Consider the following 23,179-nt stretch of genomic DNA (forward strand, 5'->3'; position numbering starts at 1 on the left):
TCGTCGCAGCAGCAGCTGGATTAACCCGCCGACCAGGCTGCTCCACCGCCAACGTTGATCGGCAAGTCCCCGCGGTTCCCGTAGGGGGTGCTCATAGGGCGCTGAGGACGCGCTGCTGGCCGCGCTGCGTGCTGCCGGTGTGCTGGAGCGGATGGCGGGCCGGGCCGGGCGGGAGGCCGCCGGCGCGCTGTGCGACGACGGCCTGTCTCCCCGAAGCGGTGGCCGCCGGGCTCGGGACGACCTACTCCAAGGCTCTGGTCATGCTCCTGGCCGCGCAGGACCGGTGGCACCGCGCATTACAACATCGGCCCTGTTGGCTTTCGGGTTCGCCGGACTGGTCGCGGTGACGGCGCGTTCGAACCGGCTGAAGGCGGGTCAGGGTCCGGCTGCCGTTGCCGGAGGCGCTGCGCCGGAGCGGCGCCGAGTGGACGGCGACGAGGCTCCGTTGGGTCCTCGCGGTGGACACGGTGGAGCGGGTCCGGCTCTGGGACATCGCGGTCGGCTGCGGTGGCACGGACGTGGTGTTCACCCCCGCCCCGTAGGGCTTTGTAGGCCGAGGGCCGCCACCCTGGCGGGGTGGCGACCCTTCGTCGGGCCGTGGGGATCGCGTTCTGACTGCGGTGCTCAGGTGGTCAGGTACATCCCGTAGAGCTTGTTGTTGTAGTAGGCCGCGGCCGGTGCTCCTGTGGGGGCGGCGGCGGTGACAGTGCGGGCTGTCTGCCAGGAGCCGTCGTAGTCGGAAGCCCACAGGGCGCCGTCGGTGCCGCGCATGAGGATGGTCAGGGTGCTGCCGTGGGCAGCGAGGGCGGGGGCGTGGCTGGCGCGCCAGTTGGGGACGACGCCCTGGTGGGCCCAGGTGCCTCCGCCGTTGAAGCTGGTGTGGATGTGATTGTCCATGCCGGTGACGACCCTCCAGATGCGGTCGCCGCGGGTGGCCAGGGCGGCGTGGGTGTTCAGTTTCCAGCCGAGGTTGTCCTTCTGCCAGGAGGCCCAGGCGCCGTTCTTGGCGTGGTAGAGGTGTTCGTCGAGGCCGTGGATGACCAACCAGGGCTGGTCCTTGTAGGTGGCCAGGGCGGGGGCGTACTTCCATCCCGCCGCCGCCGACTTTCGCCGGGGTCCATCCGGTGGCGGGTGTGTAGGTGCGGGTCCACAGACTGCCGTTCTTGCCGGTGACGGCGTAGTGCAGCACGCCGCCCGCGGAGGTCAAGGCGGGGGCGTACCAGCTCTGGTCGCCTCCGAGCGGTTCGGCGGGGCTCCAGGTTCCGCTGCTGTCCATGCTGGTCCACATCACCACCTGGTCGCTGGGGCGCAGGAACAGGGCGTGGAGACGGTTGCCGTGCACGGCGAGGGCGGGAGCGGTGATGGTCCTGAAAGGCAGTTTGGCCGGCGGCTGCCAGGCGGTGCCGGTGCGGATGGAGCAGCGCAGGAAGCCTTCGGCGAAGGGGATCTTGGGGCCGGACCACCTCACGCGCAGGTCGTGGTGGCCGTCGCCGTCGAACTTCCAGGTGGCCGTGCCGCCCTGGGAGAGCATGGCCAGCTCGTAGCGGCCCATACCGATGGTGCGCTGGCACGAGATGTCGCTCATGTTGAGGAAGTGGATCATCACGGAGATGAACATGTTGGCGACCTGGACGCCGATTGAAATCCACAGCGGCAGCACACCGGTGACGAAGTCATCGAAGGCCAGGGTCCGGTTGAGGGTGTTCATCGCGTCGTTCAGCGCCTTGTTCAGCGCCTCCGTCCACGGGTCGATCTCGTCGTCCTTCTCCCAGCAGACGATGTTCACCCCCAGATAGTCACCGGAGGTCCACCCCTGGAACAGAATGTTGTTGCCGGCGGAGAAGGTGCGGGTGTCGCCCTTGGTGACGGCGCCGAACTCCTCCGAGCGGAAGCGGTGCGTTCCGCTGCCGCCGCCGCCGGCGGCGGTCCAGAAGATCTCGTCCCGGCTGGCCCCCGCGTCGCCCACTGCCCGGTGGACGTAAAAGCTGTCCGCCAGCACGCGCACATAGAACGGCCCCGAGCGGCCGTCCCGGTCTAGGCCGCCATCCTGCGGCGCCTGCTCGGCGCCTTCCAGGCCTGCGGCGTCGGGGATCATGCGGTCGTCTACGGCGGCGAACGCGGTGATGCCGAACTTCGCCTCCCTCATTGCCGCGAGGAATGCCGGGTCGTTCACCTCCCGGTCCGGCGTCCGCGGGTCGACGATCTGCGTGTTCGCCATCGACATCGCGTCAGCGACGAGGTCGGGAAGGTCCCTCTTCAGGTCCTCGATTGAGTAGCCCTCTTCCGCCGACCGCCGCGCGAACATCCGCGGCAGCACCGTCGGCTGGCCGGCGTCGGCCACCTCCCGGTACACCCCGCCCCACGCCTTGATCTCCTCCTCGGAGAGCACCGACCCCACCGCGTCCAGCAGCAGTTTCTCCAGACCGGTGGGCTCGTGCCCCTGCCGCATCCGGTCGGCGCCGTGCAGCATCGCCCCCATCAGCGTGTTGCCGTAGGCCCCGCGCCCCAGCGCCAGCCCCGCATGCTCCTGCTCGTGCGTCCCGGACAGCAGCGCCCGCAGCCGCTCCAGCCGGTCGTTCTCCCTCGGATCCACGTTGTCGGACACCCAGAACTCCTCACACTGGCGATTCTCCGTAACCGATCAGTCACAGACGGTAAGTACGATAGGGGTGTAGGGGCCACGCAATACGCCAAAGCGTCCAATCGGCCACAAACGGACTGGAAAATGCCGTCTTGACCTGCGCGCCCCCACCATGGCCAGCGACTCCTTTGCGCGGGTGGCGCGTCTTCACAGCTCAGGCCGGGTATGGGTGGCAGGGGCGCCGCTGGTGACACGCTCGAGCCCGCCAACTGCAAGTGCGCGATCAGTGCCGGTGGAAACCGGCCACTATCTGGCCGGCAGGCCGCTTCGTGACGCTGCGGAACCGGGAGACCGTGCACTCGACAGAATGCCGGCGGTGACTTCCCCCGCTGCGACCAGCCAGTTTCGTGGAGAACACATGCCGCAGGACATCGAGTTCCATCTCCCCTTCCCGAAATCGGTCAGCCCGGATCTGGAGGGCGCACGCCGGCGCAACCTGGCGTGGGTGCAGCGCACGGGCCTCGTCGGGGAGGGCCGATCGCTTCAGTGGTACACCTCGTGGGACATGCCGCTGCTGGCCGCCTGCGGCTTCCCCTATGCACAGGGCCCGGCCCTCGACCTGTGCGCGGACGCGATGGCGTTCTTCTTCGTCTTCGATGACCAGTTCGACGGCCCCCTCGGCCAGGACCCCGCCCGGGCTTCGGCCGTGTGTCGGCAGCTGATCGGCATCGTGCACGGCGCCGGGCCGGCCGCGGGGGCGGATGCGTGCTCGGTGGCGTTCGCCGATCTGTGGGCGCGCTGCAGGGACGGCGCGCACCCGGGCTGGGTTGCCCGTACCGCGCACGAATGGGAGTACTACTTCGCCACCCAGGCCCACGAGGCGATCGGCCGACTCCGGGGGACTCCCACCGACATGGAAACCTACCTCCAGGTCAGACGGGGCATAGCCGGCACCGACCTGCCCCTGTCCCTAGGCGAGCGAGCCGCCGGCATCCTCCTCCCCGCAGCCGCCTTCCACAGCCCCCAGCTGCGCATCATGCGCCAGGCTGCCATCGACGTCACCCTCATGTGCAACGACGTCTACTCGCTGGAGAAGGAGGAAGCCCGCGGCGACATGGACAACCTCGTCCTCGTCCTCGAACACACGCAGTCCTGCACCCGCGATGAAGCCCTCGCGGCCGCGGGCCGGGAGATCGGCGGGCGCATCGAGAGGTTCCAGGAACTCGCCCGCCAGGTCCCGGCCATGTGCCGACAGCTCGGTCTCACCGGCCCGGAGCGCACCGCTGTGGCCACGTATGTCGAGGTCATGGAGGTCTGGATGAGCGGCTACCAGGCCTGGCAGGCCCAGACCCGCCGCTACACCAGCGCCCTTCGGATCGTCCCCCACACCGGGCCCGGCTACTTCGACGAGGTCCTGGGGGCGTAGACCCGCACCCGGGATGGGAGCCCTGAGGAGAGGGTGCCATCCCTGATGCTCACCCGCGACGGGTCCTCCCACCGGCCTGTCCCCTGGTCGTCGGCCCACGGCATCGATGCCTTTGGCCAGGCCATCTGGTATCAGCCGCTGGGCCGAAACCTGTCGGATCCCTCTTTCCGGCGGACCTTGCCCACCTGCAGAAGCTGTACCGGGAGATCAACGGAGCAGAGCTGCCCGGCGGACTGCCGGACACCGTCTGGCACCACCAGCCGCAATCACGTCGGACAGTGGCGAGAGCCGGCTACATGGGTAGGGCCAGCCGGGAGCCGATGCGAAAGCGCATCTCCTCGGCCGCGTGACGGACCTCCTCGGGCTGCGCAGCATCGTCGAGCACTCCGAGGAGGATCATCAGGGCCCGCGCCTCGTCGCCGCTGATCAGTTTCAGGCGCGGCTCAGTGACCCCGTCGAGGAGCACGTCCAGCATCTCGTCCATGCAGGCAACAACGCCGAACCGCCCATCACGTCACCCCGTCCGGCCCAGCGGTGCGGTCCGGTCCGGAGCGGGAACGGCATGACGCATTCAGGAGGCTGGCAGTCGGGGCTCGGGCGGGCGCACCGTGAACTCTCCGCCGCGGTACTTCACGACGAGCTCGGGTTCCCCGCCCGGCGCAGCGACGGCCTGGTGGTGCGGCCTTCCAGACCTGGTTGTGGGTCTGGAAGGCCGACGAGGTTGTCCAGATTCGGCCATCGGGTCGTCCGGCGAGGCCGCGAGCCGGCCTCAACACCCACCAGGGCGAGGAACGGATGCGGCTGCCGTACCCCCCGGGGGGGCGTACCCCTCGCGTTCGGCCAGAGGCCCGGCGCCCGGAACACTCAGGGCGGGGAGATCAGCGTGCTGTGGTGGAAGCCGAGTCGAGGGTCGTGCCACCACGGGAGCCCGTCGACGTACTGCCGCAGTTGTGGCATGCGCACCCGCTGCCGGACCGTGTTGGCGGGATAGTCGTACACGGTGATGGTGTTGAGCCCCCGGTTGGCGGTGAACAGCAGGGTCTGGTCGGCGGAGAGCTGACAGGCGTACACCGAATCGAGCAGGGTTCCGCGCGAGACCCGCAGAGCGGCGAGGAAGTGCCTGCTGCTCGCAGCCGGCGAGCCGCGCGTGAAGGCGTCGGTCACCTGGTGGAGTGATTGCCGTCCGGCGAGTAGCTGTTCGGGCAGGTCGGGGCGTTCGTCGATGATCCGATGGGTGGCGAAGTCGACCAGGTCGATCATGACGATGGTGCCGCTGCCGCCGTTGCAGTAGATCAGCTCACGATCGGAGACGCAGACGTCCGAGTTGATGTGCGCCGGGGTCTCCCGCGGGGCCGTCCAGTGGCGCAGGACCTGCCCGTGCTCGGCGTCGATCTCGAAGACGTACTCCTTGAGGTAGGCCATGGCCCACTCGTGCCAGTCGTGCCCTTCCTGGGGCAGGACGCGGAAGGAGAGGGCGTAGAACCGGTCCTCTCGGGGGTGGACGGCCACGTGCCAGCAGGTGGCGGGCACGTCGATGCGGCGGGCCGTGCCGGTGCGCAGGTCGAAGATGCCGACCTCACGTGCCTCGCCGCGCCCGGGGTGGTCCATGCCGCCGTAGACGAGGTACCGGCCCGACGCCGTGGTCTTCATGGCGTGGGGCAGCTTCAGCCCGTGCGGGCCCAGGCGCTCGGGAGCATCGAGCTTGTCGAGGTCGAACCGCCACAGGTGCTCGCCGATCGCGCCGACGATCTCCCGGTCGTCCAGCCAGGCGATGTGCGTGGTGCCCTTGACGGACGAGTCGGTGGGTTCGATCCGCAGGGTGGACAGCCGGGCGGTCTCGTCGAGGGTCGCGGTGTCGTAGAAGAGCAGGTGCTGGCCGGTGTTGCCGAGGAATCCGAGCGCGTGGTCCGGGCTGACGCTGACGGCATGGCCGCCGGCGATGCCGTCGAAGTAGTCGATCTTGTACGCGTACCTGCCGGTGGCCGGATCGTAGCGGAAGACGCAGATGCCGGCCCGGCCTTCGAGTCCGTTGAGGCCGTTGCCGTCGAGGGCGATGTGGAAGGCGTACGGGTATTCGTGCGGCGGGCCGGCGGGCGGCGTCACAGGGGCTGCCTCTCGGGCCGGAAGTGGCGGAATCCGGAACTGTCGGTGCACTCGGGCCGCGTCGGCTTCCACGGGGCCGACCCGGCCAACAGCGTCAACGGCTCGGCCACGCGGAAGACGGTGTCCCAGAGCGAGGAGGTGGCACTGGCCGTCTCCTCGACCGGTTCGGCGCCGCCCTGCCCGCGTGCGGCGATGGTGTGCAGGGTGATGCGGAAGGACTTGCGGTAGGCGTCCTCCACCAGAGCGCGCCGGACCGCGGGCCACAGCACGGGGGTGATCGCCCGCCACAACGGGGGGAGGGTGAATTGCTGATGGGCGCGGACGGTCACTCCGGTGCCGCCGCCCGGGGTCCGGGCGAACGACACCGAGCCGTCGTCCTGAACCGCGGAGCCGTTCGCGCTGTGGACCTGCCGCCAGCGCAGCACCTGTTCGTCCGGGCCGTAGTCGATGGTCTCCAGCTTGCAGACGTCGAGTACGTCGGCGCCGGCCAGCGCCAGGTAGGCGGGCTGGGCCCGGCTGATGCTGCGCTCGAGCTGCCGGATCGGCCTTCCGGTCGCGTCGCGCGCCAGGACCTCCGTACGACCGGCAAGGTAGCCGCTGGTCAGACCGATCACCCGGCTGATGTCGACGCGCGCGGTGAACTCGTCGAAGGGCGTGCTCACTTCCGCCTCGCAACGGAACAGGACGGCTTCGTCCAGGTAGCGCCATCGCATCCCGTCGGCGTCCGGCGGGACGGCCGCGATCAGCTGGTCCAGCAGTTCCAGATGCCGGGCCACCGCTTCGAACTCCGCAGGCCCGAAGGCCAGTACATCGACCCCGAGAGGTATCGCTGCCGTGCGGACCGCGGCGTCGTTCGGGCGCATCCGAAGGGTGGTGGCCAGCTCCGTGGCCAGCTCCGCCGTCCGGTCGACGACGGCCAGCACCCTTCGCAGTGCCTCTTCGGCCGGGGGGATGTCGGGCATGGTCCCGCCCTACCCGGCGCCGCCATCTCCCACACCGACCGTCCCCGTCAGGGATGAACCCGTTGGACGGCGGCAGGGTGGAACTTCAGCTCCTGCTATGGGCGGTGCCGGAGGGTGGGCGCCTTCCGGCACCGTGCGGGAGTCACAGGAACCGGCGGATGGGGGTGACCGCAAGCTCGCGCAGGCGTTGCGCCGCAGAGCGGCGGTTCCAGCGCGCTGGAACCATCGGCTCGCTGGCCTGCACGTCCTCGTCGAAGTGGCGGTCCAGGGTTGCGGTGAAGTCTTCGTCAAGGACCGCGAGCATGACCTCTTCGTCGTGGTCCAGGGAGCGACGGTTGAAATTGGTGGAGCCGATGAGTGCCGCGACCTGGTCGACGGTGATGACCTTGGCGTGCATCATCGTCGGCTGGTACTCGAAGATCTTCACCCCGCAGGCGAGGAGGTCCGCGTAGAAGTTCTGGCCGGCCAGCCGGCAGACGCGCTTGTCGGTGTGGGGGCCGGGCAGGAGTATCTCGACCTCGATGCCGCGACGTGCTGCCGCACACAGCAGCTCGATGAAGTAGGCGTCCGGGGCGAAGTAGGCGGTGGACAGGCGGAAGCGATGCTGGGCGGATTCGATGGCGACCCGGATCAGGGTCTGCATGTCCTGCCAGCCGATACTGGCCGATCCCCGGACGACCTGCACCACTGCCCCGCCCTGCGGTGCGTGCTCGGTGAAGCGGTCCCGGTCGTCGAAGAGGGTGTCGTGGCACTCGGCCCAGTTCTGTGCGAAAGCGGCGGCGACGCCGTCCACGGCGGGCCCGCGCAGCCGGACGTGGGTGTCGCGCCACTCGTTCTCGTTGCGGGCGTTGCCGCACCACTCCTCGGCGATGCCGACTCCGCCGGTGAACGCCGTCTGTTCGTCGACGACGAGCACTTTGCGGTGGCAGCGGTGGTTCTGCTTGAGCGGGGAGAGGTAGAGGGGCTTGCGGAACCACGCGACGTCGACCCCGGCGTCCTCCATCAGATCGAGCAGGTCCTGCTCGATGAGCCGGCTGCCGAAGCCGTCCAGCAGCAGCCGCACCCGGACACCCGCGCGGGCCCGGTCCGACAGCGCCTGGGCGAACTGCCGGGCTATCGCGCCGCGCCAGTACACGAACGTCATCATGTCGACGGTGTGTTCGGCGGCGCGGACGCTGTCCAGCATCGCCGTGAAGATCTCGTCCCCGTTGCGCAGGGCGAGCAACGCGTTTCCTTCGGTGGCGGCGATGCCGATCAGCCGCTCGAGGCGGCGCCGCATCCGCTGCTTGCGCTCGGCCATCGACAGCGCTGGGGCGATGGCCGTCCCGCCGGACGGTCGCGACCCGCTGGTTGCACTCGTCATGACTCCACCTGACCGGTCGGGGACGCCGCCCCGGACGTCCGGCAACCGCCGGGGCGAGCCGACTGTACACAGCCGCCGACCGGGAAGGGGTGTGTACCTACCCTCGTCGCGTGTTCATGGCGCTGAGCGGGCCGCTGCGCCGTCTCCCGCTGCCCGCTGCCCCGGTGGTCCTTCCCGCCTGCCACCGTTGCCGCTCGAAGCCGATTTCCTATCTGCCGAACACGCGAAAATCTATGTTGGCCAGAGTAGACATTGGGTGGTGACCCAGTTATGGTTTCTCTCGTAGCCCAGAGAGACAGCAGGGCCCGGCAGAGGTGAACTGCCGGGCGTGGTGCCGTAAGTGCAGTGCGCAGGACGGTGCGGTGGTGGAGTTCCGAAGCCAGGGTTGTTGCAGCAGGGCGACGGGGCTGATGACCGGACCGGTTGGCCCGCGGTGATCAGGGGCCGCCGTGAGCAGTAGTGCAGTTGACGCAGCAAGCAGGTTGATCACCGAGGGAAGAACGGAGGAACCGCGCCATCAGGATCGCCCGGGCGGAAGTCCTGAGCCCGGGTACCGCAGGACATCGATAGTGATGTGGTCTCCGGTCAAGCAACCGCGATCCCCGTACCCCCGGCATCGTTCGAGTCGGGCATGCGGAAACAGAAGGTCGGCTCGGAACTGGTGCCGGCAGATGGTGTAGAAGTTCCCTCGGGGCCCTGGTGCCGTACGGCACCAGGGCCCCTCCATGTGTTCACGAGAGAGGTGCAATGACAGCAGAGAATCCGACAGGCTCGCTCGGCGGCCACCTGGACGACGACGATTACCCCGCGTACACCATGGGTCGTGCCGCAGAGATGCTCGGCACCACTCCGGGATTCCTCCGCGCCATCGGCGAGGCCCGCCTGATCACGCCGCTCCGCTCCGAGGGCGGCCACCGCCGCTACTCCCGCTACCAGCTGCGCATCGCGGCCCGAGCCCGGGAACTCGTCGATCAGGGAACCCCCGTCGAGGCCGCCTGTCGCATCGTCATCCTCGAGGACCAGCTCGAGGAAGCCCAGCGCCTCAACGCCGAGTACCGCCGCGCCGCCGCGTCGTCCGGCCCGCCGCCCGCGGTCTGAGGTGAGCGCGCCCGCCGGTCCCCGGTGGGCCGTGCGCCACTGGGGCCGAGGCGTGGTGCGTGCTCCCTTCCCTCCGCTCGGAAAAGCGTTGCGCCCGGGCTGCCAATATCTGTCACCGCGATGCAAGGATTTAGCGGTTCATGCTGAGAGGGTTTTTGGTGCGGCGGCCGCGGTGAATTGTTATTCGTACGCAGATCGCTACGGCATGCTATTGTCGATCTCAGTTGCAGTCGTGGTTCCCAAAACTTCAAGCCCTCCAGTCGGCCTCCGTGCCATATGGGAGTGCTTCATAATTCCGGGTCATTTCCCGGCGGGGCATCATCGCGGCGACACGGTGTCCGTACAGTGCGGACGCCGGTGTACTGCCCCAAAGGAGATCCGACATGGCATCTGGCACTGTGAAGTGGTTCAACGCGGCAAAGGGTTTCGGCTTCATCGAGCAGGACGGTGGCGGCGCTGACGTGTTCGCCCACTTCTCGAACATCGCCGCCCAAGGCTTCCGTGAGCTGGCTGAAGGCCAGAAGGTCAGCTTCGACATCGCGCAGGGCCAGAAGGGTCCGACGGCCGAGAACATCGTTCCTGCCTGACGCTGACGCGCACTTCGTAGCTGGGGCCCGCATCCTTCGGGGTGCGGGCCCCAGCTGCAGGCACCTCCCGCAGTGGGTTCACCTGCGGGATGCCCCTCACCACCCGGAGATTTCTCTCCGGCACGCGGACCTCTACGGACCTGCACCCGAGTCGATCTCGGGGATTTCACGTCCGGCACCACCCATTTTTATAGCGGCGCCCGCACGGACTCCCTGCGGTCGGCTTCGCTTTCGCATTCCATTCGGCCCGTTCTTGCGATTCCCCGCGCTGTTCTTCGGCTCCCGGAATTCCTTGATGCGCGCCGTATCGAGGAAGGTTCTGTATGAACCCCGTACGTACGAACAACCGCTCCGCTCGCACCCGCAGCCGCACCGGCGGCCCCACCTCAGGTTCCGCCGCGGGTTCGGGCCGCGGCGGCCGCTTCGGTTCCTCCGCCCCGAGCCGTTCCGGCGGCCCGAGTCGCTCGGGCGGGTACGGTCGCCGGCCCGCCGCGGTGCAGGGTGAGTTCGCCCTGCCGAAGACGATCACCCCGGCTCTGCCCGCCGTCGAGGCCTTCGCCGATCTCGCCATGCCCGCGGAACTGCTCGCCGCGCTCACCGCGGAGGGCTTGACGGTACCGTTCCCGATCCAGGGCGCGACCCTCCCGAACTCCCTGGCGGGCCGCGACGTGCTCGGTCGCGGGCGGACCGGCTCCGGCAAGACCCTGGCCTTCGGGCTGGCCCTGCTGGCCCGTACGGCCGGTCAGCGGGCCGAGCCCCGCCAGCCGCTCGCACTGGTCCTCGTACCGACCCGTGAACTGGCCCAGCAGGTCACCGACGCGCTCACCCCGTACGCCCGCTCGGTCAAGCTCCGGCTGGCCACGGTGGTCGGCGGGATGCCCATCGGGCGTCAGGCGAGCGCGCTGCGCGGCGGCGCCGAGGTCGTCGTCGCCACGCCCGGGAGGCTGAAGGACCTCATCGACCGTGGGGACTGCCGACTGAACCAGGTCGCGATCACCGTCCTGGACGAAGCCGACCAGATGGCCGACATGGGCTTCATGCCGCAGGTCACCGCCCTGCTCGACCAGGTGCGCCCCGAGGGCCAGCGGATGCTCTTCTCCGCCACCCTCGACCGCAACGTCGACCTGTTGGTGCGCCGCTACCTGACCGACCCGGTCGTCCACTCCGTCGACCCGTCCGCGGGCGCGGTGACGACGATGGAGCACCACGTGCTGCACGTGCACGGCGGTGACAAGCACGCCGCCACCACCGAGATCGCGGCGCGCGACGGTCGCGTCATCATGTTCCTGGACACCAAGCACGCCGTGGACCAGCTCACCAGCCACCTGCTGAACAGCGGCGTGCGGGCCGCCGCCCTGCACGGGGGGAAGTCGCAGCCGCAGCGCACGCGCACCCTGGCGCAGTTCAAGACCGGGCACGTCAGCGTGCTCGTCGCCACGAACGTCGCCGCCCGCGGCATCCACGTCGACAACCTCGACCTGGTCGTCAACGTGGATCCGCCCACCGACCACAAGGATTACCTGCACCGCGGCGGGCGCACCGCCCGTGCCGGGGAGTCCGGCAGCGTCGTCACCCTGGTCACCCCGAACCAGCGCCGCGACATGGCGCGGCTCATGGCCGCCGCCGGGATCACCCCGCAGACCACCCAGGTCCGCTCCGGCGAAGAGGCCCTCAGCCGGATCACCGGCGCCCAGGCCCCCTCCGGCATCCCGGTCGTCATCACCGCCCCGGCAGCGGAGCGGCGTGAGCGCAGCGGCTCCGCCCCGCGCAACCGACGAGGTCCCGCTTCGGCGGCCCGGCGCTTGAACGTGCGCCGGGCCGCCTTCGACGCGGCGGCGGCCTGAGAACCACGTGATCAGAAAACTGACCCATCTCTGCAGGAGGCACGTTTTGACGCTGGTCCAGATGCAGTTCCGCTCGGTGAGTGCCAACCCTGTGCACCCGGTGGTGGTCGATGCCATGGAGGCCGCCGGGCCGCAGGTCTGCGACGACATGACGGTCGAAGTGGCCTTGTCCGTCATGGCCAGTGCCCGCTCGGGCCATCTGCTGGTCTGCGACGAGGACGGCCTGTTCGCCGGCCTGGTCACCCCGGCTCAGCTCGCGGCCGTCCGCGACGGCGACGCGTACACGGACCGAGTCCGGCTGCGCGACGTCCTCGGTGACCGCGGGCCGTTCACCTCACCTCTCACCACGATGGCCGAAGCCGAGCACGCGATGCGCTACCGCAGGCTCGACGCCCTGCCCGTCGTCGACGAACAAGGCAGTGCCCTGGGCGTCCTCGCCCTTGCACGCTGAACCGCCTCACCGCGGTCGGACCGTTCCCTCGATTGCTCCGCTGACCGTCCGACCGACGGGACCAGCGCGAGCCCACCCTCGATTGCGTCGGCAGTGCTGACGCTGCAGACCGACGAACAGGACGACGGGATGGACATCCTCCGCAGGAACAACGTGAAGGTCAGCGGATCACCCGGCAGCCCCGTGGTGATGCTGGCGCACGGGTTCGGCTGTGACCAGAACATGTGGGGCCTGGTGGCCCCGGCACTGGCCGAGGAATTCCAGGTGGTCCTGTTCGACTACGTCGGGTCGGGCGGCTCCGACCCGTCCGCTTGGAGCGCCGAACGGTACGGGGCGCTCGACGGATACGCCCGCGACGTGGTCGAGGTGTGCGAAGCCCTCGACCTACGGGACGTGGCCTTCGTCGGGCATTCGGTCAGCGCGATGATCGGGGTACGCGCGGCGGCCACCGCCCCCGAGCAGTTCTGCTCCCTGGTCATGGTCGGCCCTTCCCCCTGCTACATCGACGACGACGCCTACCGCGGCGGCTTCAGCGCGGAGGACATCGACGAGTTGCTGGAGTCGCTCGAGTCGAACTACCTCGGCTGGTCGGCCACGATGGCACCGCTGATCATGGGCAACCCCGAACGTCCGGAACTGGGGGAGGAGCTGACCAACAGTTTCTGCGCCACCGATCCGGCGATGGCCCGCGTCTTCGCCCGCACCACGTTCCTCTCCGACAGCCGTGACGACCTGAAGTCGGTGGGCGTACCGACGCTGGTACTGGAATGCGCCCAGGACGTGATCGCGCCGCGCGAGGTCGGCGGCTACGTCCACGCGGCCATCCCCGGAAGCCGCCTGATCACCCTGGACGCAACGGGGCACTGCCCCCAGCTGAGCGCTCCCGAGGCCACCACGTCAGCCATCCGCGCGTTCCTGCGGGAGCTACGGTGATGGGGTGCACCGCCCAGAACCCTGAGCGGCCCGACGGCGAAGAGTCCGCCACTGACGCGATGTTCTCCTCCCTGCTGGAGGACACCGCCGAAGAGCTCTACGAATCCGCCCCCTGCGGCTACCTGTCCACCCTGATGGACGGCACCATCGCCAGGATCAACGGAACGCTCCTGGACTGGCTCGGCCTCACGCGCGAGGAAGTCGTGGGCCGTAGACGCTTCACCGACCTCCTCACCATCGGCGGCAGGCTCTACCACGAGACGCACTTCGCGCCGCTCCTGAGAATGCAGGGAAAGATCAGCGAGATAGCGCTGGAACTCAAGGCGTCGGGCGGCGGCCGCCTCCCGGTCCTGGTCACCTCCCGCGTGAAGACGAGCGGCGACGGCGAGCCGACGCTGATCCGCACCACCGTCTTCGACGCACGACAGCGCCGCGCCTACGAAGGCGAACTGCTCCGCGAGCGTCAGCTGGCGGAGGAAGCCCGCCGGCAGGCCGAAGCCGACAGGGAGCGGCTGCGCGAAGCACTCGCGGTGCTCCAACAGAGCCTGCTACCAGCTGCCCTGCCCGCGGTGCCCGGAATGGAAGCGGCCTCCTACTACCACACCGCCTCCGTCGACCGGCTCGGCGGAGACTTCTACGACCTGTTCCCGCTGGACGAGAAGCGCTGGGCGTTCTTCCTCGGCGACGTGTGCGGCAAAGGCCCTCAGGCTGCCGCAGTGACCTCCCTGACCCGCTACACCCTGCGCGCCGCAGCCCTCCACGATTGCGACCCCGTAGCCGCGCTGTCCACCTTGAACACCGTGCTGCACGAGCGGTTCACGAGCGGGGACCCGCGCTACTGCACCGCGATCTTCGGTGTGATGGAACCCGACCCCAGCACCGGAACGGTCGCCGTGCACCTCGCGTCCGGGGGCCATCCCCCCGCACTCGTCGTGCGTGCCGACGGCCGGGCCGACTACCTCCCCACCCCCGGCGGCCTCCTCATCGGAATCCTGCCCGACCCCCGCTTCACCCCTGCTGCGACGACGCTCGGCCCCGGCGACTGCCTCCTCCTCTACACCGACGGCCTCACCGAAGCCCGCGTCGGCACGAACCGCGAGCTCTATGGCGAGGACGCCCTGCGGACTTTCACAGCCGGTCTCGCCCCGGCAGGTGCACATGAGCTGATCACCGCCCTCACCGGTCTCCTGGACGGCTTCGGTGAAGGCCTGGACGACGACACGGCTCTGCTCGCCCTCGGCGTGCCCCACCCCGTCCCCGTTGCACGAGAGCACGATCTGACATGAGCGCCCTGACGATCACCGCCCGAGACGCCACCACCGGCCCCGTCCTGGAGATCGCCGGCGACCTCGACTACGACCAGGCCCCCCGCCTTCGACAGGCCGTGACGGCGCTCGGCCTGGAGCCGGGACAACGCCTCGTCCTGGACCTCTCCCGCATACGGTTCTGCGACTCCAGCGGCATCACCGCCCTCATCGTCGCCCGCAACCACGCTGTCGCCGCCCAGGCTGAGATCGCGCTGGCGGCCGTCCCTGACAACACGATCCGCATCCTGCGCATCGTCGGCCTCGACCGGGTCTTCACCATCCACGCCGACGTCGGCACGGCCACAGCACACCGACCGGCCACCAAGCGTCCCTGACGGCGCGGGTGCCGTAGGAGGGCCCGTTCGGAACGCGTGACCCGGCCGCCAAGGCCGCGGAGAGGTTCGGCGGGTGCCCGGCAACCTTTCGGGCTCCGGCGGCAACTGAGGGGTGAACAGTGCACCTCACCCCAAGGAGCCACCGCCCATGTCCGCTTCCCCCACCGCCGCCGCCCCGTCCGCGGCCGGCCGCGCGGCGCCACCGACGGCCGCGGGCAGCCGGACCGAAGACGGTCCACTGTGGGCCGACGGGTCCGTCGACCCACACAGCGTCACTCTCAAGGCGGGGAAGCCGCTCACCGCGCTCGTCGTCGAGCTGCGCATCGCCCTCGCCGAGGGGGTGAAGGACACCGGTAGCTGGCGGACCTGCCCCGCCGCGGACTTCGACCTCTCCGCCCGCCAGGAAGGTGGCTTCCTCGTCTACCGGTGGACCCTCAAACCCGGCAGGACCGTCCCGCCCGGCGAGCACGTCTTCGCCGGCCAGTACGACCACGCCGCCGGCGGACGCGATGCGAAGGACGACACGTACCGGATCGACGCCACTGCCGGTGCTGCGGAGAGCGGAGCTGCCGTGTGGGGCGGGTTCGCTTAGGCCAGGCCGCGTCCACACCCCCCGGTCAGGGTGGGCCGACATGCCACGCATGGCGCAATGAGCCGCTCCGGCGGGTTCCCAGGTCACTTTGTGCGGAGGCGGTGCCCGGCGGGGTGGGCAGGGACGAGGTGGCGAGGCGGGTCATGAACGAGGAGAGCGTGGACCGGGCCGAGGGGTTCGGTGAGCGGCCGCTCGGCCTGCTGCTGCACCGGGCGCGGCTGATGCCACCGCAGTTGATCGGCCCACTGATCGCGGAGGAGATGGCCGGGATCGGAGGCCGTGACGTCGCCATCCTGCTCCAGGACTACGCGCAGGAGCTGCTGGTGCCGTTTCCGGGCAGGGAGCTGCACGTCAGCCGGCCCCAGCCGATGATCGACTCCCCCGCCGGCCGGGCCTTCCTGCGCGGGGAGGCCGTCGAGGTGCCGCAGGCCCACGGCGGCGTCCGGATGTACGTGCCGCTGCCGGACGGCAGCGACACGGTGGGCGTCATGGCCCTCACCCTGGACCACGTCGGCGGCGACGACCGGCGCCTGCTGCGCCGGCTCGCCGGCCTGGTCGCCGACCTGCTGGTCACCAAGAGCGCCTACACCGACCAGTTCTTCCTGGCCCGGCGGCGGGAGCCGATGAGCGTGTCCGCGGAGATCCAGTGGAGCCTGCTGCCGCCGCTGACGATGACCGTGCCGCAGGTCGCGGTGGCCGGCATCCTGGAGCCCGCCTACCGCGTCGCCGGAGACAGCTTCGACTACGCCCTCAACGACGACATCCTGCACATGGCCGTGATCGACGCGATGGGCCACGGCCTGGACGCCGCTGCGATGGCGACCATCGCCATCGGTGCCTACCGGCATGCCCGGCGCGTGTCCGTCAGTCTGGCCGAGAAGTACACGTACATGGACGACGCCATCTCCCGGCAGTTCGGTCCCGACCACTTCGTCACCGCCCAGTTGATGCACCTGAACATCGCCACCGGTGAGCTGGAGCTGGTCAACGCGGGCCACCCCGCGCCGCTGCTGATCCGCGACGGCAAGGTCGTGCGGCAGCTGGAGAGCGCGACGACGCTGCCCGTCGGCTTCGGCGGCGAGGAGCCCCGGATCGGAGAGCACACGCTCCGGCAGGGCGACCGCGTGCTGTGCTACACCGACGGCATCATCGAAGAGCACGTCGCCGGCGGGGAGCTGTTCGGCGAGGAACGCCTCATCCGTTGCGTCGACCGCCTCGGGGAAATGCCGTCAGAGGGGATGCGGGCAGACCTGCGCCGGCTCTCCCACACCTTGAAGAGCGAACGGGGCGGGCACACCAGCGACGACGCCACCCTCTTCATGATCGAATGGCGCGGGGGCGCCGCCGACCACCTCGCGGTTCTCGACTGAACGCCTCGAAGCCGAGGAGATCGGCGGTCCTCCCCAGCGCCTCCGCCGGAAAATACCTGGTCACAACGGTCTTTGCCCGCCGAATAGGCGTACAGTCAAAGGACCGGAAGTACTTCGAGCACCGCCTTTCACGCGGGTGTCATTTCCGGCGATCGCCTAAAAACCGGGCTGCCGACGGGCAGCCCGGGGGCAGGTCCGCATCATGACCACCACCCTCGACCGGACCGCGCCCCGCGATCTCGCAGCAGAGTTCCCGGCTCGCTTGTCCCTCACCCCGAAGACCACGCTCGCCGGCCAGCTGGACGGGGCCTGGTGGCCCTACTCCCGTGACCTCGAGGCCGAGCTCCCCCCGCTCGCCGCCGCCTTGGAGGAACCCTGGGGGCGCGTCACCCGCGTCAGTGTGAACCCCAGCCGCTGGCCGGTCGTTCCGCGCACGGTTGCCCTGGACGGGCGCACGCTGCACGTGGGCTGGTTCGCCGAACAGGACCCCGACAAGCTGATCCTGCTCTCCTACACCGTCGGCCGCTGGGACCTCCTCGTCATCCCGCCCGAGACCGCACCCGCAGCTGCGGCCCGGCTGATGGCCGCCGCCGCGATCCCGGGCAGCGTCCTGGCCGCGGGCGTCCTGATGGCCAACGAGACCGTCATCGGGTGCGGCATCCGGGACGCCCGCCGCCGGGAAGCCACCTGGGAGGACGAAGGCGGGGCCTGCATGTCCCCGTTCGGGGTCGCGATGGGACGAAGCGCCCTGCCGCTGTCCGCGAACGGCTGGAGGTGAGCTCCGTGGAGACCGTCGTCCTCATCGCGGTGATCATCCTCATGATCGGCGTCGCAATGCGCTGGATCCAGGTGCTGAACGCCCGGGACGAAGCGCGGATCGAGGCCTACCGCTTCAGCGACCCCCTACCGAGGCCTCCCGGCCTGCCGGACGACACCGGTCGTCGAGCCCACCACACGGATGCCGACCGGTGAGGAACAGACCTTCCTCCGACCGGGGGCAGCGGTCGGGGCGCCTCGGTGCCCCGACCCGCCGGCCTCCTCACCCGCCCTCGACGGCTACACCTGCCCCCGCGTAGGCCTTCCGCCGGCACCGGCGCACACTCCGACGAGATCTGAGGAGCCCCGACCGGCCCCGGAGCCCACCCGCCCCACCCCACACACGAAAGGACGCGGTCATGGCTACGCTGCGCGAACGCAAGACCTACCGCGACCAGGTGCTCCGGGTCCTGTACGAAGCCGTCGAAGGCAACCGCCTCCTCGGCACCACCGGAGCACAGCTGCGGCGCGACCTCCACGTACCGGAACAGGACCTGGCCGCCGCCTGCACCTACCTGGCGGGCGAGGGACTGATCACCGTCGACTGGGAACCCGGCAACACTCCCGCAATGGTCACCCTCACCCACGAGGGAATCCGGCACATGGAAGCCGATGAGGAGAGCACGGCTGAATCCCCTCACACACGTGAGGGCCTGGAACGCGGGTAGCCGGTCAGTGCTTTCAGTCGGGTTTCCGAGTCCCCGAGACCGAGGACGCAGGCCCAGTGGCAAGCGCAGTGCCCTGCTGCCCTGCCGGAGTGGCCCCATTGTTCGAGCTGGATTGGCTGGGCCGGCCCTGCGGAGGTACCGATGCGGATCCCGCCGCTCGGCCGGGTGCCGGCCGCCACATGCCCGTGCGCCGTGCTGCGCGTCGCCACAGGTGAGGCAGGAAGGCGTAGAAGCGGTCGGGAAGGAACACGGCATCCGCAATGATCATCGCGCCGGAGAAGAGAGGCAGTCCCAGGAGCACTGCGATGCCGATGTGCATGCCCAGCAGCACGGTCAGAACGGGGTACTTGAGCCTGCCGAAGAGTACGAACGGGAAGGCGACCTGCAAGAGCACCGTCACGTAGCTGGCGATCGCGATCACCATCGGGTACTCGTCCACGAGGTGGGAGAGCGCGGGCCAGGGCTGGAACAGCTCGAGGTTCAGCGCGTAGTGGAGAGCGGTGCCGCCGCCCCAGGTCGGGCCCTGGATCTTGTACAGGCCGGCCGATCCGTAGAGGAAGCAGACCTGTGCCGCGATGACGAGGATGCCGCAGTTGTGCACCACCGTCGTCAAGGTCGTACGAGCATCGTGGAGCTGCTGTGACGAGAAGCTCCTCACCGGCTCCGGCGCGTCGCACGCACGGGCTGTCTTGAGCCGGTTCCTGCGTGCGTCCAAGGACCAGCGCCGACCGCACGCGGTGAGGACGAGGTAGAGGGCCATCAGCAGGATCAGGTTGTCGCCCCCGTCCGTCATGAAGATCGATCTTGCATGGAACGAGGTCACCACGACGGCGAAGAGGACGGACATGGCTCGGGTCCGCCAGCCCAGCATGAACAACGCGGACGTGACGAGGGCCATCACGTAGCAGAGTTCGAAGTAGGCGCGGCTGTCGGACAGGAGCAGGATGCTGTTCCAGCCCGTCTGGTCGAAGAGCTGCTGTGCCAGTGCCGGTGTCCAGGGGGAGCCGGGGCCCCAGATCTCGTCACGGTGCGGGAACTCGCGGAGCAGGAAGACCAGGTAGAGAAGCCCGTAGCCGATGCGCAGAACCGACGCGGCGTACAGGGAGACCGGCCGGTCGGTGAGGAGCGCCCACAGAGCACCGATCCGGTCAAGGAGCCACCGGTGGGCGGTACCGGCGACCGGAGTCTCCTGAGCCGCTGGCCGGTGCGGTGCGGCCGCAGTGGAAGAGGGCTGGGGGATCTGTTCACTTCCCATGGGAGGTCACCTTCCACCAGGGCAGGAGCCGGTCCTCGATGGGTCCCGGCGGGCGGTTCCCGGCCGCTGTGCCGGGCGCAGCGACGGGCAATGTGACGACCCGGAGCTGAATGAAGTCGAAAGCGCCGCCGGCGTTGTGGGCGGCGACGCGGTCCGCGGCGATGTTGCGCAGGTACGTCTGCAGCATCACGGCGCGTTCCGAGCGTGCCGTGTCGCTTCCTCCGTGTGTCTCGACATAAGAGGTCCAGGCGCGGCGCAGGAGGTTCTGGGACGTATGGCTCGGAAATACATTGTGGTCGACCGCGGAATGGTCCACGGCAGCCAGGTCGAACCAGGGGGTCACCTGCACCGATCCTTCGGAGTCGGTGTGTGCGGTCCTCGCCAGGATCTTTCGGTTGAACGAGTCGGGGTCCGGGGCGAAGAGTCGCCAGTTCTGTTCGAAGAGCGGGTACACCCATCCGTTGACCTGTGCGCTGTAGCGCTTCGATACGGGGTTGGCGGGGGCCACATGAAGGAATACCAGGACGACATGGACCAGTGTCGTCGCCAGGCAGAGGGCTACTGCGGTGCGCAGCCCTGCTCTCACTGCGCGAACTCTCATGGGCCGCTCGCCCGGCATGGCCGCTTCGCCATGACGCTGTTGGGGGACCGTACCGGAATCGGACTGATGAAGTTCCTTCACGCCCGCAGCTTCAATTCCGCTCGACACCGCCCACCCGGTCCTTCTCATGTCTGCTGTTCGCCTGATGTCTCTGCGATTCACCGACGGCGCGCGGCGGATTCGATGAGGATTCCGCCGCGCGCCGTCATCCGGTGAACGGGGTTCGGGCCGCCTGCTGCCTAGCCCTCGTGGCCGTGGTGACCCTCGTGGCCCGCGGGCTTGTTGCCGTAGCCGTATTGGTCGCCCGGCTTCCCGTCGTGACCGTGGCCGTGGTCCGGCTTACCGGGTCCCTCGTCGTGGCCGTTGCCCGGCCCGCCGTGCTCCGGCCCGTGGTGCTCCAGACCGCCGTGGTCCGGTCCGCCGAGTCCGCCGTGGTCCGGGCCGCCGGGCTGACCGCCGTGCCCGCCGGTGACGTTGCCCCCGGTGATGGTCCCGCCGGTCGTGTTGCCGCCGGTCGTATTGCCGCCTGTCGTGTTCCCGGCCGTGTTGCCCGCGGTGTTTCCGGAGGTGTTTCCGGCGATGTTCCCCGAGGTGCCGCCCGACACAAGGTCGACGATCGGTCCGCCCAGGAGGCCACCACCGATCAGACCCACGGTCGTACCGGTCGTCGATCCTGGGGTCGGCGTTCCGGCGGTCGTGCCCGTGGTCGTGCCCGTGGTCGTGCCGGTGGTGGTCGTGCCGGTCGTCGTACCCGTGGTCGTGCCGGTGGTCGTACCGGTCGTGGTGCCCGTGGTCGTGCCCGTGGTCGTTCCGCCGGTGGCGCACCCGCCGAGGAAGATCCGGTTGTTGTCCATCGTCACTTCGCCGTTACGGGCCAGGGCCCGGCCCTCGATGTTCGTCCCGGTTCGCAGGAAGATCGAGGTCAGCGCCATGATGGTGCCCACAAAGGTGGTGTTGGTGTTGAGCTCCGCCGAACTCCCGATCTGCCAGAACACGTTGCACGGCGAAGCGCCGTTCGTGAGCAGGATCCGGCTGGAGGTCGCCGTCGTCAGGGCTGCAGGAATCTGGAACACCCAGACCGCGTTGGGGTTCCCCCCGGCATTCAGGACCAGGTCGCCGGTGAGTCCGACACTGCCGGCGGGGTCTCTCGTGTAGACGCCCGGAATCAGCTCTGTGGGGCCGGACGTTCCCGAGCCGATGGCCGCCGGAAGGTCGAAGTCCTCGGCCTGGCCGGCCGCATTGTTGTAAGCGATGATCAGATCGCTCTTGGCCTGGAGGGCCTGGGCATCCGCAGGGTGCACGGCGCCGAGGACCAGGCCGGGCGGGAATCCGGTGATGGCCGGGTTCGGGTGAGTCCCGAGGTCGTGGCTGATCACGGTGGGGCCGGTGTTGGTGACTCCCTGACCTGCCAGAACGGAGTAGCTGGCGGTGGTGCCCAGAGGTACGGCAGTCGCGATGGCCAGGGCCTGCGTCGGCAATCCGGCGACCATGACAGCGGCAACCGTTACGGCGACGGCCGAGGCCAGCCAGCCGGAAATAGTGCGGCGCTGAGCCGCTTGGAATTTCAGCTTCATCGAGGGGGGCCACTTCCTATGGGGGCCGTGGCATACCGGGCTCCTACCGATCGCCCGGGAAGCCTTGTCGTTGTTGCCGCATATTACGCAGCAACATTCACGTGGCAAAAATAGGCAAGGGGAGGGAGGGGGGATTACAAGCATATTCGACGCAGCGAGGCGCGATGAAAATACCAAAACTCGCCGCGCCGATCATGCGATAATCCCCCCGCCGGATGGGGCTGGATTAACTCGCACGAGGCGGAGCCGCTCATATGGAAATGCATTCAAACCCGCCAAGCGTGCGGAGTGCCGCCAGGAGGGTGATTTCACGAGTTGTTGGAGGGCGGGCGCGCCGATCGATCTTCCGTCTATCCGTATGACTCTGGTCGGGAGTGTTTACGCTCCCTTTCTTGCGCGGGATCGAGCACCGGCCTTGTCGAATTGGTGAGCGATGTCCGTTCCGTCGGATCGAGCGTGAGTTCACCCGCAGGTGACTTCCGACCGCTTTTCACATCCGGCAACGCCCGGGGCCCAGCTCGCGCACCGCCCAACGCCGCACCCGAGCCTTCACCCCGTACGTCGAGCGGGAGGAGAAGATGGTCGTCCCCCCGCCGGCGCACCGCTGCCCGACAGGCCAGTACCCGAAGCCCCGCAGAGGTCTCAGCGGAGCGTGCGGTGGCGCCGGCCGGAACGTCGGATGTGCACGACCAGGTACACCAGGGCGCCGATGAACACCACGATGCCGATGATCAACAGATAGAACAGCCCCTCGGCGACAGCGCCGATGAGGCCCAGCACGATCGCCACGATGACGAGAATCAGGAAGAGCGTCATGACGTAGGGCACCTCCTCGAAGGGCCGGTCAGCGGCGGGCGAGCTGCCGCTCGCCGTTCACGCCGGGCTGATAGGCCAGGCCGTAGTGCGCGAAGACGGCCGCCTCGTCCTCGGCGGGCAGGACGTCGTCCGTCCCGATCGCCGGGCACTTCTTCACCAGCGACCTGTCGTAATCGACCTTGACGTAGCCGGGCCCCACGACCGCGCCTGCCAGCGGGACGAAGACCAGGTGGCGGCGGGTGGGCAGCCCGACCAGGACGGTGGCCATGGCCGGCTCGTCGGTGCTGGTGTCCACATAGACCGCCTCCAGCACTCCGATCTTGTGGCTTGCGGCATCGACGACGTCGTGGGTACGCCACTCCCGGATATCCGCGATCGCGATCATCCCGAGCGCCCCTTTCCCGCAGTGTTGCGCCGGCAGGCGTTGTACTTTTCAGCCTGCCCCGCAAAGCCCGCCCGCACCAGCCCGGACACCCCGCAACGTCACACGGCAAGGA

At 69.1% G+C, this 23,179-nt stretch carries 23 protein-coding genes; 13 read left to right on the top strand and 10 right to left on the bottom strand.

The window, feature by feature from the left end; translation table 11 throughout:
• Window positions 1-241: 241 nt before the first annotated feature.
• Window positions 242-2,605 (bottom strand): hypothetical protein, encoded by a 2,364-nt coding sequence (locus OG386_RS43415; protein WP_328792801.1) that lies wholly within the window; start codon window positions 2,603-2,605, stop codon window positions 242-244.
• 394 nt (window positions 2,606-2,999) lie between these two features.
• On the opposite strand from OG386_RS43415, the gene OG386_RS43420 reads away from it, so the two are divergent.
• Complete coding sequence (locus OG386_RS43420) at window positions 3,000-4,007, top strand: terpene synthase family protein (RefSeq protein ID WP_328792802.1); 1,008 nt, start codon at window positions 3,000-3,002, stop codon at window positions 4,005-4,007.
• A gap of 292 nt (window positions 4,008-4,299) precedes the next feature.
• Here the strand turns inward: OG386_RS43420 and OG386_RS43425 are convergent, their stop codons facing one another.
• From OG386_RS43425 to OG386_RS43440, 4 genes are all read right to left on the bottom strand, one after another.
• Window positions 4,300-4,491 carry a hypothetical protein gene (locus OG386_RS43425; RefSeq protein WP_328792803.1) on the bottom strand — a complete coding sequence of 64 codons (192 nt, stop codon included), beginning with the start codon at window positions 4,489-4,491 and terminating at the stop codon, window positions 4,300-4,302.
• 380 nt (window positions 4,492-4,871) lie between these two features.
• Complete coding sequence (locus OG386_RS43430; RefSeq protein WP_328792804.1) at window positions 4,872-6,110, bottom strand: hypothetical protein; 1,239 nt, start codon at window positions 6,108-6,110, stop codon at window positions 4,872-4,874.
• On the bottom strand, window positions 6,107-7,072 hold the full coding sequence (locus OG386_RS43435) for a hypothetical protein (protein ID WP_328792805.1): 966 nt from the start codon (window positions 7,070-7,072) through the stop codon (window positions 6,107-6,109). Before OG386_RS43435 ends, OG386_RS43430 begins: the two co-directional genes overlap by 4 nt.
• Before the next feature lie 142 nt (window positions 7,073-7,214).
• Complete coding sequence (locus tag OG386_RS43440) at window positions 7,215-8,435, bottom strand: phospholipase D-like domain-containing protein (protein ID WP_443053283.1); 1,221 nt, start codon at window positions 8,433-8,435, stop codon at window positions 7,215-7,217.
• Window positions 8,436-9,182: 747 nt separating this feature from the next.
• On the opposite strand from OG386_RS43440, the gene OG386_RS43445 reads away from it, so the two are divergent.
• The 12 genes from OG386_RS43445 (at window position 9,183) to OG386_RS43500 (ending at window position 18,436) form a co-directional block, all read left to right on the top strand.
• Window positions 9,183-9,533, top strand: a complete 351-nt coding sequence (locus OG386_RS43445; RefSeq protein WP_328792806.1) for a MerR family transcriptional regulator — start codon at window positions 9,183-9,185, stop codon at window positions 9,531-9,533.
• 383 nt (window positions 9,534-9,916) lie between these two features.
• Window positions 9,917-10,120, top strand: a complete 204-nt coding sequence (locus OG386_RS43450) for a cold-shock protein (protein ID WP_328792807.1) — start codon at window positions 9,917-9,919, stop codon at window positions 10,118-10,120.
• A 323-nt stretch (window positions 10,121-10,443) separates the two neighbouring features.
• Window positions 10,444-11,964: a DEAD/DEAH box helicase gene (locus OG386_RS43455; protein ID WP_328792808.1), complete on the top strand. Its 1,521-nt coding sequence runs from the start codon at window positions 10,444-10,446 to the stop codon at window positions 11,962-11,964.
• A gap of 46 nt (window positions 11,965-12,010) precedes the next feature.
• Window positions 12,011-12,415: a CBS domain-containing protein gene (locus OG386_RS43460; RefSeq protein ID WP_328792809.1), complete on the top strand. Its 405-nt coding sequence runs from the start codon at window positions 12,011-12,013 to the stop codon at window positions 12,413-12,415.
• Window positions 12,416-12,544: 129 nt separating this feature from the next.
• Complete coding sequence (locus OG386_RS43465; RefSeq protein ID WP_328793558.1) at window positions 12,545-13,348, top strand: alpha/beta fold hydrolase; 804 nt, start codon at window positions 12,545-12,547, stop codon at window positions 13,346-13,348.
• A complete protein-coding gene (locus OG386_RS43470; RefSeq protein WP_328792810.1) occupies window positions 13,348-14,634 on the top strand; it encodes a PP2C family protein-serine/threonine phosphatase in 1,287 nt (428 codons plus the stop codon). Before OG386_RS43465 ends, OG386_RS43470 begins: the two co-directional genes overlap by 1 nt.
• Window positions 14,631-14,990 carry an STAS domain-containing protein gene (locus OG386_RS43475; RefSeq protein WP_328792811.1) on the top strand — a complete coding sequence of 120 codons (360 nt, stop codon included), beginning with the start codon at window positions 14,631-14,633 and terminating at the stop codon, window positions 14,988-14,990. Before OG386_RS43470 ends, OG386_RS43475 begins: the two co-directional genes overlap by 4 nt.
• Before the next feature lie 148 nt (window positions 14,991-15,138).
• Window positions 15,139-15,582 carry a hypothetical protein gene (locus tag OG386_RS43480; protein ID WP_328792812.1) on the top strand — a complete coding sequence of 148 codons (444 nt, stop codon included), beginning with the start codon at window positions 15,139-15,141 and terminating at the stop codon, window positions 15,580-15,582.
• A gap of 143 nt (window positions 15,583-15,725) precedes the next feature.
• The gene (locus OG386_RS43485) at window positions 15,726-16,952 is read left to right on the top strand and encodes a PP2C family protein-serine/threonine phosphatase (protein ID WP_328792813.1); all 1,227 of its coding nucleotides are present in this window, start codon (window positions 15,726-15,728) and stop codon (window positions 16,950-16,952) included.
• A 202-nt stretch (window positions 16,953-17,154) separates the two neighbouring features.
• Entirely contained in the window at window positions 17,155-17,730 is a 576-nt protein-coding gene (locus tag OG386_RS43490) for a DUF5994 family protein (protein WP_328792814.1), read from the top strand.
• Window positions 17,731-17,735: 5 nt separating this feature from the next.
• Complete coding sequence (locus OG386_RS43495) at window positions 17,736-17,924, top strand: hypothetical protein (protein ID WP_328792815.1); 189 nt, start codon at window positions 17,736-17,738, stop codon at window positions 17,922-17,924.
• 203 nt (window positions 17,925-18,127) lie between these two features.
• Complete coding sequence (locus OG386_RS43500; protein WP_328792816.1) at window positions 18,128-18,436, top strand: hypothetical protein; 309 nt, start codon at window positions 18,128-18,130, stop codon at window positions 18,434-18,436.
• Window positions 18,437-18,449: 13 nt separating this feature from the next.
• Here OG386_RS43500 and OG386_RS43505 read toward each other — a convergent pair whose 3' ends face one another.
• From OG386_RS43505 to OG386_RS43525, 5 genes are all read right to left on the bottom strand, one after another.
• The gene (locus tag OG386_RS43505; RefSeq protein WP_328792817.1) at window positions 18,450-19,691 is read right to left on the bottom strand and encodes an HTTM domain-containing protein; all 1,242 of its coding nucleotides are present in this window, start codon (window positions 19,689-19,691) and stop codon (window positions 18,450-18,452) included.
• Entirely contained in the window at window positions 19,681-20,421 is a 741-nt protein-coding gene (locus OG386_RS43510) for a DUF5819 family protein (RefSeq protein ID WP_328792818.1), read from the bottom strand. Before OG386_RS43510 ends, OG386_RS43505 begins: the two co-directional genes overlap by 11 nt.
• Before the next feature lie 110 nt (window positions 20,422-20,531).
• A complete protein-coding gene (locus OG386_RS43515; RefSeq protein WP_328792819.1) occupies window positions 20,532-21,866 on the bottom strand; it encodes an ice-binding family protein in 1,335 nt (444 codons plus the stop codon).
• Between the two features lie 642 nt (window positions 21,867-22,508).
• Window positions 22,509-22,682, bottom strand: coding sequence for a hypothetical protein (locus OG386_RS43520; protein WP_328792820.1), 174 nt, complete (start codon window positions 22,680-22,682; stop codon window positions 22,509-22,511).
• A 28-nt stretch (window positions 22,683-22,710) separates the two neighbouring features.
• On the bottom strand, window positions 22,711-23,067 hold the full coding sequence (locus OG386_RS43525) for a PRC-barrel domain-containing protein (RefSeq protein ID WP_328792821.1): 357 nt from the start codon (window positions 23,065-23,067) through the stop codon (window positions 22,711-22,713).
• Window positions 23,068-23,179: the final 112 nt, after the last annotated feature.

It is taken from the genome of Streptomyces sp. NBC_00273, from assembly GCF_036178145.1.
Classification (GTDB): domain Bacteria; phylum Actinomycetota; class Actinomycetes; order Streptomycetales; family Streptomycetaceae; genus Streptomyces.

Coding starts and splice junctions, on each gene's coding strand:
- OG386_RS43420 (WP_328792802.1), top strand. CDS start 3,000: ATGCCGCAGGACATCGAGTTCCATCTCCCCTTCCCGAAATCGGTCAGC.
- OG386_RS43425 (WP_328792803.1), bottom strand. CDS start 4,491: ATGGACGAGATGCTGGACGTGCTCCTCGACGGGGTCACTGAGCCGCGC.
- OG386_RS43435 (WP_328792805.1), bottom strand. CDS start 7,072: ATGCCCGACATCCCCCCGGCCGAAGAGGCACTGCGAAGGGTGCTGGCC.
- OG386_RS43440 (WP_443053283.1), bottom strand. CDS start 8,435: ATGACGAGTGCAACCAGCGGGTCGCGACCGTCCGGCGGGACGGCCATC.
- OG386_RS43445 (WP_328792806.1), top strand. CDS start 9,183: ATGACAGCAGAGAATCCGACAGGCTCGCTCGGCGGCCACCTGGACGAC.
- OG386_RS43450 (WP_328792807.1), top strand. CDS start 9,917: ATGGCATCTGGCACTGTGAAGTGGTTCAACGCGGCAAAGGGTTTCGGC.
- OG386_RS43455 (WP_328792808.1), top strand. CDS start 10,444: ATGAACCCCGTACGTACGAACAACCGCTCCGCTCGCACCCGCAGCCGC.
- OG386_RS43465 (WP_328793558.1), top strand. CDS start 12,545: ATGGACATCCTCCGCAGGAACAACGTGAAGGTCAGCGGATCACCCGGC.
- OG386_RS43470 (WP_328792810.1), top strand. CDS start 13,348: ATGGGGTGCACCGCCCAGAACCCTGAGCGGCCCGACGGCGAAGAGTCC.
- OG386_RS43475 (WP_328792811.1), top strand. CDS start 14,631: ATGAGCGCCCTGACGATCACCGCCCGAGACGCCACCACCGGCCCCGTC.
- OG386_RS43480 (WP_328792812.1), top strand. CDS start 15,139: ATGTCCGCTTCCCCCACCGCCGCCGCCCCGTCCGCGGCCGGCCGCGCG.
- OG386_RS43485 (WP_328792813.1), top strand. CDS start 15,726: ATGAACGAGGAGAGCGTGGACCGGGCCGAGGGGTTCGGTGAGCGGCCG.
- OG386_RS43490 (WP_328792814.1), top strand. CDS start 17,155: ATGACCACCACCCTCGACCGGACCGCGCCCCGCGATCTCGCAGCAGAG.
- OG386_RS43500 (WP_328792816.1), top strand. CDS start 18,128: ATGGCTACGCTGCGCGAACGCAAGACCTACCGCGACCAGGTGCTCCGG.
- OG386_RS43505 (WP_328792817.1), bottom strand. CDS start 19,691: ATGGGAAGTGAACAGATCCCCCAGCCCTCTTCCACTGCGGCCGCACCG.
- OG386_RS43510 (WP_328792818.1), bottom strand. CDS start 20,421: ATGAGAAGGACCGGGTGGGCGGTGTCGAGCGGAATTGAAGCTGCGGGC.
- OG386_RS43515 (WP_328792819.1), bottom strand. CDS start 21,866: ATGAAGCTGAAATTCCAAGCGGCTCAGCGCCGCACTATTTCCGGCTGG.
- OG386_RS43520 (WP_328792820.1), bottom strand. CDS start 22,682: ATGACGCTCTTCCTGATTCTCGTCATCGTGGCGATCGTGCTGGGCCTC.
- OG386_RS43525 (WP_328792821.1), bottom strand. CDS start 23,067: ATGATCGCGATCGCGGATATCCGGGAGTGGCGTACCCACGACGTCGTC.